The sequence below is a fragment of the Brucella sp. TWI559 genome (genome assembly GCF_039674265.1).
Taxonomy (GTDB): domain Bacteria; phylum Pseudomonadota; class Alphaproteobacteria; order Rhizobiales; family Rhizobiaceae; genus Brucella; species Brucella chromiisoli.
Genome location: NZ_JBDJNE010000001.1, coordinates 169,931 through 186,809, shown reverse-complemented (window position 1 = coordinate 186,809; position 16,879 = coordinate 169,931). Strand labels below are relative to the sequence as shown.

Sequence of the window (16,879 nt, the reverse complement as noted above, 5' to 3'; positions counted from 1 at the left end):
TAAATGCTTCATTCAGATTTGGGAAGCTCTACGATGATTTCATGTTCACCATCCGTCTTGATCGGCACGCCTTCATCTGGTTTGCCGACCTTGCGGCCATTGAGCCTGATCACCTTGTCCTTGGCACCGGCGATCACCTTCACGCGATAGAGCGCTTCGCCGAAACGAAGTTCTGCTTCATAGCCCTCCCATTCCGGCGGCAAGGCCGGATCAAGATGCAAGCGATTGCCGCGTTTGGTAACGCCAAGAATACCCTCAGTCGCAACGCGGTAGAACCAGCCGGCAGACCCCGTATACCAGGTCCAGCCACCCTGTCCGCGCCGCGGCTCAACCGAATAGATATCGGCTGCAATCACATATGGCTCAACGCGATAAACATCCGGGTTGCGACCATGATTGACCGGGCTGATGAGCGAGAACAAACGCCATGCCTCAGCGGCCTTGCCCATGCGGGCGAGCGCCAGAATGGCCCATGTTGCACCATGGGTATACTGACCGCCATTCTCACGAACGCCCGGAGGATAGCCCTTGATGTAACCAGGCTCCTGCACCGTCTTGTCAAAAGGCGGCGTGAAGAGACGCAGCAATTCGCCCTGATCATCGAGCAGATATTTCTCAAGCGAAGCCATGGCCTGCTCGGACCGCTTTGGATCGGCAACGCCCGACAACACGCTCCACGACTGTGCAATGGCATCAATCTGGCATTCATCGCTGTCTTTTGAGCCAAGCGGCGCGCCATTGTCGAAAAAGCCACGACGATACCATTCACCATCCCAGCCATCGCGATCAAGCGCTTTGGTCAGGCTTTCAAGATGGTTCGCCCACGCTGTTGCGCGCATATCATTGCGCGACTGGGCAATCGGGATGAACTGCTTCAGCGTATAGGCAAGGAACCAGCCGAGCCACACACTCTCGCCCTCGCCCTTCACGCCGACAAGGTTCATGCCATCGTTCCAGTCGCCGCCCAGCATCAGCGGCAAGCCATGCTTGCCGGTGCGTTTGATCGCCAGATCAAGCGCCAGCGCACAATGCTCGTAAAGACTTGCTGTCTGATCCGAGATTTCCGGCTCAAAGAAAGCATCATGTTCGCCCTCTTCCAGCTTGCGTCCCTCAAGGAAGGCCAGCTTTTCATCGAGAATCGCATCATCGCCAGTGGTTTGGACGTAAAGCGACGTGCCATAGCCGAGCCAGACCACATCATCCGAGATCAGCGTGCGAACACCTGCACCGGTTGCAGGCAGCCACCAATGCTGAACATCGCCTTCCGGGAACTGACGCGAAGCGGCATTGAGGATCTGCGCACGTGCCAGCGACGGATCGATCAGCAGAAGTGAGAGCGTATCCTGCAACTGATCACGGAAGCCAAACGCGCCGCTGGCCTGATAAAAGGCAGCGCGGGCCCAGATACGGCAGGCAATCGCCTGATAGGGCAACCAGCCATTGATCAGCAGGTCGAATGCCGGATCCGGTGTCTTGACCTGTACGCGGTCGAACAGACCTTCCCAATATCTGCGCGCGCCCTCAAGCTTGTCGTCAAACGAAGCCTTGCGGCTTTGTTCGACAAGCGCTTTTGCCTGCATCTGATCGGCAGCATTGCCGAGCAGGAAGACAATTTCACGGCTTTCACCCGAATTGACTTCAATATCGATGGCAAGCGCTGCACAAGGATCGCGCCCGGCCTCAACCGTGTTGGAAAGCGGCTTGCCTGCAAGCACGATTTCAGGGCGATCCACCGATCCGGTCGTGCCGATGAATTCGCCACGGTCAGCCGTTACCGATTGCGGCTTTTCGCTCGCCGCAAAGAAGGCCACCTGACCGGACTTGTCCGGGTGATAAGGATTGCCTGCGAAGAGTGCGCCCAGTTCTTCATCCTGCGATGGAACGATGAACGGCACATTCTTGGAGCGGGCATTGCCCAGCACCCATTCAACATAGCCATAAGCGCGCAGCTTACGCTTGGAACGGCCCTTATTGGTGATCGTCAGACGCGAAAGCCGGACAGGCTTTTCCGCATCGACAATATGGGTCAGTTCGAGTGCCAGTTCGCCATGCTGAGCGGCAAAAGTGCTGTAACCATGGCTGTGGCGCGCTTCATAGGTGACCGCCTCGTCGCGCAGCACATTGGCCGTTGGAGCAAAGCTGCGGCCCGTTTCACGGTCGAGAATATAGATTGCCTCGCCCGGACGGTTGGTGACCGGATCATTCGCCCATGGGGTGAGCTGATAATCGCGACTGTTGCCTGCCCATGTGAAAGCCGACCCCTCTGCCGAGACATGGAAGCCGAAATTCGGATTGGCGATCACGTTGATCCACGGATGCGGCGTGGTCGTGCGGTTGTTGATGCGCACAACATAGCTGCCGTCCTGCGCAAAACCGCCATAGCCATTCCAGAACTCTAGATCATCGCCCGATGGAGCCGGCAGAGTGACTGGTTTCGGCTTTGCAACCAGACGACGCTCTTCCGAGCCGCGTTCAAGCGCAATCGGACCAAGCCCCGCAGAACCAAGCCCCTGCTGTGCAGTGGCCGGTGTTTTGGCATCACTGCGTGCAGCCAAATCGACAGTGATTTCCTCACTGCGACGCAACTGCTCGGCAAGCGGACCGTTCTGCGCATGCATGACGATGCGCGCAGAAGCCAGAAGTGTATTATAGCTTTCCTCGCTCATCTGATCGCGACGCACCGCAAAGATATGCGGCAGACCGCCACCGCGTGCACGGAAGCCTTCCACGATCCAGTCAATCGCACGTTGCGTATCCTGCGCATAGGAGAAGGCGCGTTCATTGACCGCAACCACATCAACGATAAGGCCCTTGCTGCGCCAGTATTCCTGTGCACGCAGCACGCCGCGCAACACATCAAGATCAACCTCGTTGTCGATGCGCAGGGCAAAGATCGGATAGTCACCCGAAATCGACATCGGCCAGAGGTTGGATTGCTTGCCAAGTCCGGCTGCAATGGTTTCCGGCGGCTGACGCAGATTGCGCTCCGGATAAAGCAGATAGGCGGCAACCTTCTGATAGTCAGCAGCTTCCGCAGGCTTGATACCGATATGATAAAGCTGAACCTGCGAGCTTGTCCATGAGAGTGAATATTCCCGCGCAAAGGTTTCGGGATGGCGATGCGTTGCCACCGCATGTTCAACCGCATCGCGGCTTCCACCCGCAAAGGTCCAGAAAACAAGGCTGACCTTTTTATGTGCCGGAACGCGGACACGTGTGCGCACCGATGCAATCGGATCAAGCACGCAGCCCTGACTTCCGGTAAACTTTGCACCTTCATCGAAGGCTGCCGCATCACGCAGCGAACGGCCCCGACCGATAAAGGCACGGCGATCGGTTTCGACTTCCGTTTCGCGGATAGAGCCCGAAAGATCGGTCACAAAATGCGCGACATGAATATCCGGGTCGGACGGCGCACGTTTACGGCGCTTGGCGTAGATGGTCGAACCGTTATCAGCGATTTCGGTTTCAACAAACATCTTGGCAAAGGCCGGATGCGCCGCATCGCTGTCGCTGTCGGTCAGCACCAGTTCCGCATAAGACGTGACCTCAATGATACGATCGCGCGCAGAGGTGTTGATGATGTCGAGCCTGCGGCCTTCACCATCGGATTCAGACGAGACAATCACTTCCATGACCGTCTTGATGTCGCCTGCGGTTTTGTAGAACTCAGCCTTGTCTTCCGTGAAGACAGTCTTGGTTTCTTCATCCGGGTTGCGCACAGGCTCGCCGGTTGCCGACCATGAATAGCCGCTTTCCATGTCACGCAGGAACAGGAATGTGCCCTGCAAGTCTTCCGAGGCATCGGCGTGGAAACGGGTGATGTCCCAATTGTGCCAGCGGCTGTAACCGGAACCGTTGGCCGTAACCATCAGCGCATATTGGCCGTTCGACATCATATGCGTTGTGCGCGGTGCCTTGAAAGGAACGTCGATGATGCGCATTGGCGCATCGTCGAAGCCGCCCGAATCCACACGCATCGGATTTTCGGTCTTTGCGTAGATCATCGGAATTTCGCGTGGTGCTTTTTCCTGCAACAGAAGTTCTGCTGCTTCGATCACTGGGTCGGAATGGAAGCGTTCCCGCATACGGCCTTCGAAAATCACATTGTTGACCGCGATAATGGCCATGCCGTGGTGGTGGGCATAGTAGTTTTTTACGACCGCATAGGTTTCACCTTCGCGAACACGCGACGGGGTGAAATCCACCGAATCGTGGAAACCATAACGGCCCAGTGCACCAAGCTTTTCCAGACGCTTCAGATTGGCAACCGCAGCCGCTGGCTGATATTGCGATGCAAGCAAGCTTGCGTAAGGCGCGATAACAGCGTTGCGCGAAAGTCCACGCTGGAGACCCAGATTTGGCACGCCAAAATTGGAATACTGGTAGTTCATATGCGCATCCCGCGCATTGAACGCCGCTTCCGAAATGCCCCATGGCAGACCACGCGAGGTTGCATAATCAATCTGGCGCTGCACAACGAGCTTATTGGTCTGATCCAACAGGGAGCCAAGCGGTTCGGACATGACCAGCGGTGGCATCAGATATTCGAACATCGAGCCGGACCAGGAGAGCAACGCGCCCTTCCAGCCAACAGGCACCAGAAGGCGACCGAGCTTGAACCAATGTTCAACAGGCACATCGCCCTTTGCAATCGCAAACAGGCTAGCAAGACGGGCTTCGGATGCCAGAAGATCGTAACAGCTTTCATCGAGTTCGTTTTCCTGAACGCGGAAACCGATCGACAACAAACGGCGTTCTTTGCGTTCGAGGAAGCCAAACTGCATATCGAATGCCAGCTGGCGCGAGCGCCCTGCGAGATCGCGCAGGCGCTCACGCAGCTCATCTGTGTTGCGATCGCCAACGGAATCATCCGTATGCGCCTTGCAGGTATCGACCAGAATATTGGCCCATTCCTTTGCCTCAGCGCTTGCTGGCGTTTCAATTTCACTATCGAGCTCTTCCATCAGGCGCACAATGTCCGTCGCAAAGAGCGACAGATTGATGGTGCGGAAGGAGGCTGTTTCCGGCTCGTCCTTGATGGTGCGCACCGCACGGCGGAAATTGGCAATCCGCTCTTCCAGACGACGACGCAGCGGGCGCAAAATCCGGCGATCATCCGGGATTTTTGCAATCGCTTCCTCAAGCACATCATTGACGTCGATAATGCCGTCGAGATCAGCCTGAAGATAAACCGAAGGCGCTTCCGCCCATTCTTCCAAAGCCGAAGAAAGCGTCACAAGATGACCGGCAAGATTGCCGCTATCCACGGCAGAGACATAAAGCGGACGCATCGGCGTCAGCGTGTTTGTCTCATACCAGTTATAGAGATGGCCCTGATATTTCTCCATCTTCTCAAGCGTCGTGACGGTGGCTTCAACGCGGTTCATCGTCTCGGCAAAGCCGATCCAGCCAAAGTCACGCGCGGCAATGACCGAGAGAAGATAAACGCCGATATTGGTAGGCGAGGTTCGCTGCGCGACAATCGGAGCCGGGTCTTCCTGAAAGTTATCCGGCGGAAGATGGTTGTTTTCCTCGTTGGCAAACTCAGCAAAATAGCGCCATGTGCGGCGTGCATAGCGGCGCAGATCAGCCTTATCGGAAGAGAGAACTTCCAGCGTATCCTGCGGCTTGGCCGAACGGCTCACAAGCCATGCGATCAGCGGCGATGCAAACCAGATCACCGCAAAGGGCGCGGCGATCATTGCCGCATGGCTTTGCGCGGCGAGCGGAAAGAAAATTGCAAGCCCTGCGATGACAATGGCTGGCCACATCAGCTGGAAATAGAACAAAAGCGTGTCAGGCGATGACTTGGCCTGTGCAGCCGTGCGCCACTCCAGAAGATCACGGCGCGAGACAAACAGACGATAGATCGTGCGTGCAATCGCATCGGCCATCAGGAAAGCGGAATGGGCAATGAAGGTGGTGCGAAGCGCCACATCCGCAGTACCAAGAGCAATATCGGTGAGAACCGACTGCGCGTGGCCTTTGAGCGAATAGTCCATATTGGACGGAATGAGATTGGTGATGATGCCAAAGGTCGGCGCCACAAACATGCTGACGATCAGGAAGGCCTGCCAGACGGCAGCCGGTCCAATCGGCAGAATGCTCCACCCAACAACCGAAGCGATCAGCCAGAGGATAGGATTAAGCGACCGGCGCAGATTGTCGATCATCTTCCAACGGGTAACGTTGCTGACGCCGCGGCTTGTCGAGAAAAGCCATGGCAGAAGCTGCCAGTCACCACGCGCCCATCGGTGATGACGCGACACGTCGACATTATAGCCGGTCGGATAATCTTCAACCACTTCAACATCGCTGACGAGTGCTGCACGCGCATAGCCGCCTTCCAGCAGATCGTGGCTGAGAAGCGTGTTTTCCGGCACACGGCCTTTCAACGCGGTTTCAAAAGCGTCGATGTCATACAGGCCTTTACCGGTGAAGCTGCCTTCACCCAGCAGATCCTGATAGGAATCAGAAACTGCAAAGACATAAGGATCGATGCCGCGATTGACCGAGAAGACACGTTGCAGGAACGAGGCTTCATCACCCGTTGTCAAAGATGGCGTCACGCGTGGCTGCAGGATGCCATACCCACGAACCACCTTACCGGTCTTTTCATCAAAGACGGGACGGTTGAGCGGATGGCTGAGCTTGCCAACCAGATTGGTCACGGATTCAGGCGTAAGCCGTGTATCCGCGTCCAGCGTCATGACAAATTTAACATCTTTCGGCAGGCGCTCATCAGGTGGGAAGAAGCTCGTATCCTGATCGCCGCGCAAAAGCAGGTTCAGCTCATGCAACTTGCCACGTTTGCGCTCCCAGCCCATCCAGCAGCTCTGCTTTTCGTTAAACAGACGGCGGCGATGCAGCAAGAAGAAACGCGGCTGTTCATTGCCGGTATAATGCTCATTGAGCTTGGCAATTTCATCGCGCGCATATTCGTAAATTTCCATATCAGCAGGTGTAATTTCCTGCTTGGCATCAACCCAGTCACTCACCAGTGCGAAATAGATTTCACCACGCGGATTGGTAAGATAGTGAACTTCAAGGTTACGGATCTGCTCGTCAATGGAATCGCGAGAATTGATCAGCGTCGGGACTGCAACAAGCGTGCGCGCCTCGACGGGAAGCCCTTCCTTATATTCAAAACCGATCAGACGCGTCGGCTGAACAAACCACGGCACCAGCGCATTGAACAGCGAATAGGACGCATCCATCGCCGGGAAAAGTGCCAGAAGCGTGAACAGCAAGCGCCAATCAGCCGAAAGCCCGGCCCTGCTCATGCAGTAATTGACGCCCAGCAGAATCAAAATCGTGAAAATGGCTGTCGGGATAAAGAAGCCCAAAAGGCCAAGATTGCGATAAAAGCGCAGGGCTTTGACGCCAAAGGGGGCTTTGTAGCCGCAGACCTTTTCAAGTTCTGTACGCCCTTCACCCGAAAGGTAATAGGCAATAGAACCTCTGCCTTCCTGCCCGTTTGCCTCTGGTCCGTTTGCCTTGCTTTCTTCTGCAAGTTTGAGCGCCGCCCAGGTGATGTCGATTTCGCTCATATTTGAAAAGCGCGCGAGCTTTTCAATTGTCACGCGATAGGCATTGCGCGAGCGGAAATCGAGCAGTTCGAAATCGCTGTGGTCGCGCAGGATCGCATCGACCTCGTTGACGGTTTCAAACCAGGTTTCCCAATCAATATCGTCAATGCGTTTCAGGCTGCTGATCGCATTGCCCATCGTCACGCCGCCCGTCGACTGGCGCGCATGTTCTTCAACGATGGCGTCCTCTGGATTGCTGCCCTCCTGCTCAAGAATATGCTCAAGCCAGCTGGCCGCAGCCGATGTATCGGTGGAAGCGCCGCGCAGACGATAGAGAAGATGGGTGGCAAAGGTACTGTCGCGTGCCGCCTGCGCATATTGTGCAAGAACCGTATCAAGCTCGTCGCCATTGGCGGCAACGACGATACGGTCTGCTGCGGTATTGGCAAGATTGCGCATATTGCGCGCACGATCCACACGCAGCGCCAACCGGCGTGCATTCTCGATCAGAAAATAGCGAACAGCGGATGGCAGCGCCCACAATTCACCGATTTTGAGCGGCTCAACCGTCTGAAAACCCTGAACCAGCGCGGTAAGTGATTTGAGCGAGAAATTGCTGTCGGTATGCGCGACATAGAGCCATGCCAGCGCAAAAATACGTGGCATGTCCTTAAATTTTTCATCGCGGGCGGCATAGGGTGGCAATTGCCGGATGAATTTGCGCGGGAGATCGCGGCGGGTTTGCTGGACCGTCTTGTCGATCTGATAATGATTATCGAGCAACCATTGCGCCGCCGGCGTGATGGTTTCGCCAGCGCGAGACGCCGCATCCGACGAGCGATAGGCATGCAGGATCAGCTTGCCATTTTCAGACAGGCGCTGATCGAACTCAAAAGACTGATAACCGGGTAATGCCAGTTCTTCACCACGTGCAACGGAGGCTGCGAGCTCACGCAGTTCATCCTCGCTTTTGTAAAGCGCACGTATCGGAGAAGGTTGTTCGGGCGGAATTTGATCCGAAGTCTTATGATCGGCAATGGACGAATGAGACGGCGAAGAAGACAATTCCGGCATGTGCCTTAACAGCCTTTCCGAAGGGAATGAGTGAAATGCGGCGGATGGATATTAGATTGAATTTCAATGCAGAAAAACGACAATATCCGTATTCGGTTCCCTGAATGTCGTCCTCATTTGACAAAAATGCGACGACAGTCTGTGGAGATATTCAAATCGTTTAGATCGCAACGCACAATTCTTTCCGAACATTAATGTTGCGTTATAAAATGAGCGGTTTCTACAACCCTAACATACTGAAAATAAGAATAATACCACTCTGAAGAATAGATTTCGAAAATGCTATGCCGATGCTCTTTGTTTCTAAAATGAAAAAGACACCCGCCAATGCGGATGTCTGATGGGTAAAATCGGGGCGATACGCCTGAATTATGAATGGCCTTGAGCCAAAACCTCTGCCTTTTCATCCGCTTGAGATGCTCGGTCATGTCCGAAAATCCGCCAATAGCGCGGACGGAAAGCGATGCGGCTTTTTTCAGCCGCTGGATGTTCGGCCGGAATCTCGATCTCGACACGTTGACGCGCCCCGCCGATTTCAAGCTCGACCCGCCTCTTGCCCCCCGATCTTCGGCTGGCAATAACTGTGCCTGCGATGCAGCCCCCACAGCCATCAAGCAACTCGACATCATGCGGGCGGAAGAAGAGCTGTGCTTCGCCATCGTCCGCGCCATCAGCCACCAGTCCGATATTGCGATCCGCCAGCCAGACTTCCCCTTTTTCAATCCTTACCGGCAGCGTGCTGGATTCACCAATAAAGCCATAAACAAAAGGCGAGTTCGGCTGATCATAAACCTCATCCGGGGTACCGATCTGTTCAATCCGCCCCTGGCTCATCACCACCACGCGATCCGCAAGCTCCAGCGCTTCATCCTGATCATGCGTGACAAACACGGTCGTATGGCCGGTGCGGTCATGAATTTCGCGTAGCCAGCGGCGCAATTCCTTACGCACCTGCGCGTCAAGTGCGCCAAAGGGTTCATCAAGCAGCAGAACCTTTGGCTCAATCGCCATGGCGCGGGCCAGCGCAACGCGCTGACGCTGCCCACCGGAAAGCTGCGTTGGATAGCGATTTTCCAGTCCCTTCAACTGCACCAGATCAAGCAATTCGAGTGCACGACGCCGGATCTCGGCGGAAGGCGGACGGGTGCTGCCAGGGCGAACCTTGAGGCCAAAACCGATATTCTCGGCGACCGTCATATGGCGAAACAGCGCATAATGCTGAAACACGAAGCCAACATTGCGCTCCTGCACGCTCTTATGCGACGCATCCTCATCACCAAAAAAAATCGCCCCTTCTGTGGGCCGTTCAAGACCGGCAATCAGACGCAACAAGGTTGTTTTGCCCGATCCGGACGGACCAAGCAAAGCAATCAGTTCACTCGAACGAATATCCAGCGACACGTTATGCAATGCCGGAAAGCGACCAAACTCTTTACGCACACCGGCGACACGAACTTCCATTCCCGATCCTTTCCCCTACCACCGACTGCTCAGCCAAAGCATGGGCGGCTTATTTTCTTTTGGACAATTTAGTTTTTAATGCCCGTTACTGCCAGCCAGTTCATCACCATAACGCATCTCCAGAAAAGCTTTGGCCGCCAAGGTCACAAGGGCAAGCAAGGCCAGCAAAGATGCAACCGCGAAAGCCGCAACGAAATTATATTCATTGTAGAGAATCTCGACATGCAGCGGCATGGTGTTGGTGAGGCCGCGGATGTGTCCTGACACCACCGAAACAGCGCCGAATTCGCCCATTGCGCGGGCATTACACAGCAAGACACCGTAGAGAAGGCCCCACTTGATATTGGGCAAAGTGACATAACGAAAGGTCTGCCAACCATTGGCGCCCAGCGAAATGGCTGCTTCTTCATCACCGCTTCCCTGCTCCTGCATCAGCGGAATAAGCTCGCGCGCCACAAACGGAAACGTCACAAAAAGCGTTGCCAGGACAATGCCCGGAACAGCAAACAGGATTTGAATATTATGGCTTTCAAGCCACGGCCCCAGCAAGCCGTGGCTTGCAAAAAGCAGCACAAAAACCAGACCCGAAATCACCGGTGATATCGAAAAAGGCAGATCGATCAGCGTTGTCAGAAGCGCCTTGCCTTTGAACTCATATTTGGCAATCGCCCATGCAGCCGCGACACCAAAAACCAGATTGACCGGAACAGAGATAACCGCAACGAGCAATGTCAGCCGAATTGCGGCCCATGCATCGGGCTCCGCCAAGGCTGCCAGATATTCGCCCGTGCCTTTACGGAAGGCTTCGACAAAAACGGCCACCACCGGCAGGATAAGAAACAGCAACAAAAAGATCAGCGCTATGCTGATCAGCACAATACGCGTTGGCAGGCTTTCGCTCACAGCGCTGCGCGCAGGAGAAACATGGTCACGCGCCATAGCCATACCTCTTTCTTGACCACGACTGGATCAGATTGATCAACAGCAGCATGGCAAATGAAAGTGCGAGCATCACAGTCGCAAGCGCCGTTGCACCGGCATAATCATATTCCTCCAACCGGATCACGATGAGCAGCGGAGCAATTTCCGAAACATAAGGCGTGTTGCCTGCTATGAAAATGACCGAGCCGTATTCGCCCACCCCGCGCGCGAAAGCCAGTGCAAAGCCGGTAAGAATTGCGGGCTGCAATGCGGGCAGCAAAACCTGCCAGATCGTCTGAAAACGCGATGCGCCAAGCGTTGCCGCCGCCTCCTCGACCTCCCGGCTGATCTCTTCCATGATGGGCTGCACCGTGCGCACCACAAATGGCAGCCCGATGAAAATCAGCGCCACAACGATGCCGGCACGGGTGAAAGCAATGCGAATGTCGAAAGGCGCCAGCAGACTGCCAATCCAGCCATTGGGCGCATAGATTGAAGCGAGCGCGATACCAGCAACGGCTGTGGGAAGCGCGAAGGGAATATCAACGATTGCATCGATAAACCTGCGACCGAAAAAACGATAGCGCACGAGAACCCATGCGAGAATAACACCGAAAATCACATTAATGACTGCAGCAATGAAAGCGGTGCCAAAGCTGGTTTCAAGTGCCTTTAACGTGCGTTCATCGGTGATGATCCGCCAGAAGCCGGCAAAGCCAACATCTGTTGAGCGCAGCACGAGGGCTGCAAGCGGAATGAGAATGAGGAGAGTCAAATAGGCGACACTAAAACCGAACGTCAGTCCGAAGCCCGGAACAACGCTCGGTTTTCTGAAATGCCACCCTGCTCTGACCCGTGCAGGGTGCGAAGACATCAATATTTGCTCCCTTTTATTGGTCTTTCTCAGCAATCACTGCCCTGACAGAGGCTTATTTACCCGGTTTGTAAATCTGGTCAAAAGTGCCGCCATCGCCAAAGTGATAAGGCTGCGCCTTGGCCCAACCGCCGAAAACCGGGTCGTCAATCGTTACAAGGTCGAGCTTCGGAAAATCACGTTTCTGGTCAGCAGGCACAATATCCGGCTCGGATGGACGATAGAAATGCTTGGAGGCAAGGGCCTGACCTTCCGGTGAATAGAGATATTCGAGATAGGCCTGCGCAACCTTACGGGTTCCATTGTCATCAGCATTTTTGTCAACCAGCGCAACCGGTGGTTCTGCCAGAATAGACTGCGGCGGCACCACAATATCAAAGGCATTGTCGCCGAATTCAGCGATGGAAAGATAGGCCTCATTTTCCCAGGCCAGCAAAACATCACCCAACTGACGCTGCACAAAGGTTGTGGTCGAACCACGCGCACCCGTATCAAGCACCGGGACATGGCGGAAAAGTTCGCCGATATATTCCCTTATCCTGGCTTCATCGCCGCCATATTCCTTATTGGCCCATGCCCATGCAGCGAGATAATTCCAACGGGCACCGCCCGAAGTCTTCGGATTGGGCGTGATGACTTCAACCCCGTCTTTGACCAGATCGCCCCAATCCTTGAGGCCCTTCGGATTTCCCTTGCGCACGAGAAAAACAATCGTCGATGTATAAGGCGAAGAATTATGCGGAAGGCGCTTGCGCCAATCCTTGTCGATTTTGCCGGAATGTTCGACAATCGCGTCAATATCGCTTTCCAGTGCAAGGGTGACAACGTCCGCTTTCACGCCATCAATAACGGAACGTGCCTGCTTGCCCGAACCACCATGCGAAACACGGATGGTCAGGTTTTCACCTGTCTGCTCTTTCCAATGCTTCGCAAAAGCCGCGTTGTAATCCTTATAAAGCTCCCGCGTCGGATCATAGGACACATTGAGCAATGTCTGATCGGCGTGACCGACCTGAATAGTTCCGGCAATACCCGCCGTTGCTAAAAAAGCTGCAAGCGTGAATGAGACTCTCGATATTTTCATGACCACCTCTCCGCGTTTCATTGACCTGAGAGTATCAGAGGTCTTTGCACACAGGATGCCATAAGCTTTCTCTTATTTGAAAGCACTTCGAAAATTATAAGCTATGATAATGAAATATGCGGAATTAAATTTTCACCCGATTTCTCAAATAACCGAATTCCGGGGAAAGAATTATCAATTTCAGGATGAAGTGGCGGATTTAAAAGTGGGACCCGGATTAGGATTGCGGGGGCAAATTAACTCCGGGCCCCGGCCGATCTAACGACCAGCACATGAAGAACGGCCAAGTGTAAATTAGGTTCCCGTAAAAAATTGAAATTCTTTGTTTTTTCTGCCAGACCTTTCATAACGCTTTACGAAACAGAGGTCATTATGCTGAGAAAATCTCGCAATACAGGCATCGTTCTTGCTCTGAGCGCACTCGCATCAAGCCCCGCTCTGGCCCAGACAATCAGCCGGGATTCGGTCATTCGGACGGATTATGTCTGTGAACGCGGGGTCGTGGTGCCTGTCACCTATATTCATGCGGGCGAAGAGCCTGCTTTTGCCGTCATTGACGTTGAAGGCAAAATGGTTGCTCTGCAATGGCATAATGCGCTCAGGAAATATGTCGCAATGGACGAGCAGGACAGCTATCGCTGGGCTGAAAAAGATGGACGGGCCATTCTCACCCATCTGGAGGCGGACGATTCGGCCAAAGAAATCACGCTGCTTTCAGCCTGCCGCGCGGATGATGGTGCGCAATAGAGACGTACCGGCAAACCTATAAAGGTGCTCTCATCATCATGGCACGAGGTAATGCTTGTCCCACTGAGACTGCGGAACCTCCTCACCAATGTGATAATCAAAGGAAACGACATTGATGTGCTCATCATCCGTTTTGCAAACGAATGAGAGCTTGTACCAATGCTCGCGGCTGCGAAAAGCAGCGCCATCCGCTTTGATCATATTTTTTGAGGCAACAGGGTCTGAAAAGGCATAGGCCAGCACCTTATCGACCGAAAGCTTTCTTTTATCCTTGCTGATGCGTTCCATCGCCTCAACATCGCAACGCTGCTCAAGACGCGTTGCAGGGTCAAGCCTTTCAAGTTGTGCTTTTTCCAGCGCCGTCATTGCCATGGACGGCGTACTCAAAGAGGCGGCAACACTCATGATGAAAAATGACGAAAAGCGAAAAGGAGAATTCGAAATCAGAGCGGATAAAAATTGCATTGGCTTACGCATAACTCGCTTTGCGGGAGTGTAAAAAACGCTTCTAACACATAATCTGCGTCAGATTTTTGATCATCACAGCAAGTTTATCCGGTTTTCACAGCAAGAATTTCAAACGCCACAACGCTCAGGAAATTCTATCTTCAAACAAAGTCCGATCTCGACCGGCCTCTTTGGCTTCATAAAGAACCTTATCAGCGCGCTCCACCGCCCGCCAGAAATCGTCTTTATGCCCCAGTCTGACCACTCCAAAACTGCACGTCAGGCTCGTATCCTTTGACAGACGCGAGAAAACGCGCGTCTTGACGCTTCTCCGAATGCTCTCGACCAGCTCAAACGCCGCATCACTCGGCATATCCTCAAGGCAGATGACAAATTCCTCGCCGCCGATACGCGCCGTCAGATGACGATCAGTACAATAGGACCTTAAAATAGCTGCGAACTCTGTGAGCACTGTGTCCCCCGTCGCGTGTCCATAAATATCGTTGATCGTTTTGAAATAATCGATGTCGCAGGCGACAACCCAGCCAGAAAAGCGACCGCGCTCCAGCGCGTTCATCCCTGTTTCAAGCCCACGGCGGTTTAAAAGCCCGGTCAGCGGATCAGTATCCCGTTCATAAACCAGTTCTCTGAACCGATCAGCCCCCGCTGCCGCAAATAGCACCAGACCGGCAATGACACCCGCAACAGCGGTTGAAAAAACAGTCCATTGCCAGAATGGCGTAAAAGCAAAGTCAGCTGCCGTGTCATCACCGACAATGGAATGCGCGGTCAGCAGTGTTCGGGGAAAAAACTGCACCGCAACCAAAAACAGCATTCCCAGAATGAGCTGGTCAGCGACAGAGCCCCGCGCCAATCCGCGCAAGTACCAGACAAAGGTCAAAATCATGCATGCGAGGCCAAAATTCACAACGTAAATGCGATTGATCGCATTGGGCTGCACGTAGAGAAAATAAACAACGCCACCGACAATCAGACCAAAACTGACAATCCCGAACCACAGCGGCAAACGGCGCGCGGACCTGAGAAGAATGCCCTGCCCGCCCGATAAAGTGCCGACCACATATATTGTGGTGGTCAACAGCGTATTGACACCATCATCTGCCGGTATATCGACAAGCTGGGAAAGCATGGCCAGGCCGATGCAGAAAAAGCATAATGCACACCATAAGAGATGGCGGCGCAGCTTATCCATTGCACCGACAACCACAAAGGCCAGTGAAAACAGCATTAAAACGGCTGGGAGTACATAAAGCATGTAATGATTATCTTATTTCCACTTTAGCGGTGTCTTATCGCCTTCATTGATTAAAAACACAATTCTGTAAATTAAACCTGCGATAGAAACACTGTTTGCATACGGGAAACGCTCTTGATTTCGCGTATCCGCCCGTGCTTGAAACAGCCAAAGATAATGGCCAATTTAGCTCTATGGCCGCTGACCGCCATATGGCGAAAGGAACAGATATGAAGCCCGTTTTCCTGCAACTGCAATGCGCCCCCGGCAAGACCTATGAGGTTGCGGACACGCTCTATCAGCGTGAGATTGTTTCGGAACTCTATTCGACGAGCGGCGAATATGATCTGCTCGCCAAGATCTACGTAAAAGAAGGCGACGACATCGGCAAATTCATCAATGAAAATGTGCTCGATATTCCCAATATTGTGCGTTCGCTCACGACCCTGACCTTCACTGCTTTCTAAAGCGGGCTAAATCGGGCTGCCCTGCCTGAAATAAAGATTTGATTCACCATTAATCCATTATCCTGATCCTTCAGGGAACCTCTTTGTGTGCCTGAGCATTGACTCTGCGACAACCCACACTGGGTTTAGAGCAAACAGAAATCGATAGCGACAGTGGAAAGATCATGGATAATCTTGAACATAGGCGGGTACTGGTCGTGGAGGACGAAATTTTCGTCGCTCTCGACGTTGCCGCCACTGTGGAAGATGCCCAGGGCACTGTTATCGGCCCTGTGGGCACCGTAAAACAAGCCATAGACCTCATCAATAAGCAGGAAGTGGACGCCGCCATTCTCGACGTCAACCTTGCGGATGGTGATTTGGAGCCTATTCTGGACAGACTAAAGAGCCGCAACGTTTTTGTCGTGGTTCATACAGGTGGAGGATTGCCCACGCATCTTGCTGCGCGCTATCCTGATGTGCCGGTGTTTCGAAAACCCGTGCCACCCTACGTGCTGACGAGGACGCTGGCCTACGCATTTTCTTCTGAAGTGATGCAGCGCTGACGATGCGACACGGTTTTCCCGACTTTGCAACCGTGCTGAGAGAAACGAAAGCCTAAGGCGACAACCACAATCACGCGCACCGACTCTGCGCATGTCGCTTTGGCCGTTTTTTTCAGCGGTTTTAGTTTCGCCTCTCCTGTCTCGACGCCGGGCTCATTTAGAGCGAAAACATCGGCTCTTTTTGACCTGCACGTTTTTCAAAGCAGTGCATGAAAACCGTCAATGCGTTGATTGACAGCGCCTTGGCGGAAGCAACGAGCGGCGTTTAAGAAATTTCCTTACGTTTAAAGCGTAAAATCTTTTGCATTATATCAACAATATGCTAAGTTGGGGCGGTCGGTGTCGGCAATTATGATTGCACGCCTGAACATTTCCGCTGAATGCGATGTGCTTGAAAATAGCGCACCAGTGCAGGCGCTGGGGCAATTTGCGCTTTGCGTAGAGCGGGTGATTCTGGCATACCGACGACCAA

At 53.6% G+C, this 16,879-nt stretch carries 10 protein-coding genes; 3 read left to right on the top strand and 7 right to left on the bottom strand.

The window, feature by feature from the left end; all coding sequences use genetic code 11:
• Positions 1 to 8: 8 nt before the first annotated feature.
• From ABE530_RS00835 to ABE530_RS00815, 5 genes are all read right to left on the bottom strand, one after another.
• Positions 9 to 8,606: a glycoside hydrolase family 94 protein gene (locus tag ABE530_RS00835; protein WP_499693296.1), complete on the bottom strand. Its 8,598-nt coding sequence runs from the start codon at positions 8,604 to 8,606 to the stop codon at positions 9 to 11.
• Between the two features lie 369 nt (positions 8,607 to 8,975).
• A complete protein-coding gene (locus tag ABE530_RS00830; RefSeq protein WP_265982683.1) occupies positions 8,976 to 10,067 on the bottom strand; it encodes a sulfate/molybdate ABC transporter ATP-binding protein in 1,092 nt (363 codons plus the stop codon).
• 75 nt (positions 10,068 to 10,142) lie between these two features.
• Positions 10,143 to 11,006, bottom strand: coding sequence for a sulfate ABC transporter permease subunit CysW (gene cysW / locus ABE530_RS00825; protein ID WP_499693648.1), 864 nt, complete (start codon positions 11,004 to 11,006; stop codon positions 10,143 to 10,145).
• Positions 10,996 to 11,862, bottom strand: coding sequence for a sulfate ABC transporter permease subunit CysT (cysT, locus tag ABE530_RS00820; protein ID WP_265982682.1), 867 nt, complete (start codon positions 11,860 to 11,862; stop codon positions 10,996 to 10,998). Before cysT ends, cysW begins: the two co-directional genes overlap by 11 nt.
• A gap of 55 nt (positions 11,863 to 11,917) precedes the next feature.
• The gene (locus tag ABE530_RS00815; protein WP_265982681.1) at positions 11,918 to 12,946 is read right to left on the bottom strand and encodes a sulfate ABC transporter substrate-binding protein; all 1,029 of its coding nucleotides are present in this window, start codon (positions 12,944 to 12,946) and stop codon (positions 11,918 to 11,920) included.
• A 372-nt stretch (positions 12,947 to 13,318) separates the two neighbouring features.
• On the opposite strand from ABE530_RS00815, the gene ABE530_RS00810 reads away from it, so the two are divergent.
• Positions 13,319 to 13,693 (top strand): lysozyme inhibitor, encoded by a 375-nt coding sequence (locus tag ABE530_RS00810; RefSeq protein ID WP_323054526.1) that lies wholly within the window; start codon positions 13,319 to 13,321, stop codon positions 13,691 to 13,693.
• A gap of 36 nt (positions 13,694 to 13,729) precedes the next feature.
• On the opposite strand, the gene ABE530_RS00805 is transcribed toward ABE530_RS00810, so the two are convergent.
• Both ABE530_RS00805 and ABE530_RS00800 read right to left on the bottom strand, forming a co-directional pair.
• The gene (locus ABE530_RS00805) at positions 13,730 to 14,098 is read right to left on the bottom strand and encodes a DUF930 domain-containing protein (RefSeq protein ID WP_265983817.1); all 369 of its coding nucleotides are present in this window, start codon (positions 14,096 to 14,098) and stop codon (positions 13,730 to 13,732) included.
• A 187-nt stretch (positions 14,099 to 14,285) separates the two neighbouring features.
• A complete protein-coding gene (locus ABE530_RS00800) occupies positions 14,286 to 15,416 on the bottom strand; it encodes a GGDEF domain-containing protein (RefSeq protein ID WP_499693295.1) in 1,131 nt (376 codons plus the stop codon).
• A gap of 209 nt (positions 15,417 to 15,625) precedes the next feature.
• Between ABE530_RS00800 and ABE530_RS00795 the strand changes: the two genes are divergently transcribed.
• Together ABE530_RS00795 and ABE530_RS00790 are read left to right on the top strand one after the other, a co-directional pair.
• On the top strand, positions 15,626 to 15,862 hold the full coding sequence (locus ABE530_RS00795; protein ID WP_265982679.1) for an Lrp/AsnC ligand binding domain-containing protein: 237 nt from the start codon (positions 15,626 to 15,628) through the stop codon (positions 15,860 to 15,862).
• Between the two features lie 164 nt (positions 15,863 to 16,026).
• Complete coding sequence (locus ABE530_RS00790) at positions 16,027 to 16,407, top strand: response regulator (RefSeq protein WP_265982678.1); 381 nt, start codon at positions 16,027 to 16,029, stop codon at positions 16,405 to 16,407.
• Positions 16,408 to 16,879: the final 472 nt, after the last annotated feature.

Excerpts from the sequence above, each read along its gene's own strand:
- ABE530_RS00835 (WP_499693296.1), bottom strand. The coding sequence starts at position 8,606 with ATGCCGGAATTGTCTTCTTCGCCGTCTCATTCGTCCATTGCCGATCAT.
- ABE530_RS00830 (WP_265982683.1), bottom strand. The coding sequence starts at position 10,067 with ATGGAAGTTCGTGTCGCCGGTGTGCGTAAAGAGTTTGGTCGCTTTCCG.
- cysW (WP_499693648.1), bottom strand. The coding sequence starts at position 11,006 with ATGGCGCGTGACCATGTTTCTCCTGCGCGCAGCGCTGTGAGCGAAAGC.
- cysT (WP_265982682.1), bottom strand. The coding sequence starts at position 11,862 with ATGTCTTCGCACCCTGCACGGGTCAGAGCAGGGTGGCATTTCAGAAAA.
- ABE530_RS00815 (WP_265982681.1), bottom strand. The coding sequence starts at position 12,946 with ATGAAAATATCGAGAGTCTCATTCACGCTTGCAGCTTTTTTAGCAACG.
- ABE530_RS00810 (WP_323054526.1), top strand. The coding sequence starts at position 13,319 with ATGCTGAGAAAATCTCGCAATACAGGCATCGTTCTTGCTCTGAGCGCA.
- ABE530_RS00805 (WP_265983817.1), bottom strand. The coding sequence starts at position 14,098 with ATGAGTGTTGCCGCCTCTTTGAGTACGCCGTCCATGGCAATGACGGCG.
- ABE530_RS00800 (WP_499693295.1), bottom strand. The coding sequence starts at position 15,416 with ATGCTTTATGTACTCCCAGCCGTTTTAATGCTGTTTTCACTGGCCTTT.
- ABE530_RS00795 (WP_265982679.1), top strand. The coding sequence starts at position 15,626 with ATGAAGCCCGTTTTCCTGCAACTGCAATGCGCCCCCGGCAAGACCTAT.
- ABE530_RS00790 (WP_265982678.1), top strand. The coding sequence starts at position 16,027 with ATGGATAATCTTGAACATAGGCGGGTACTGGTCGTGGAGGACGAAATT.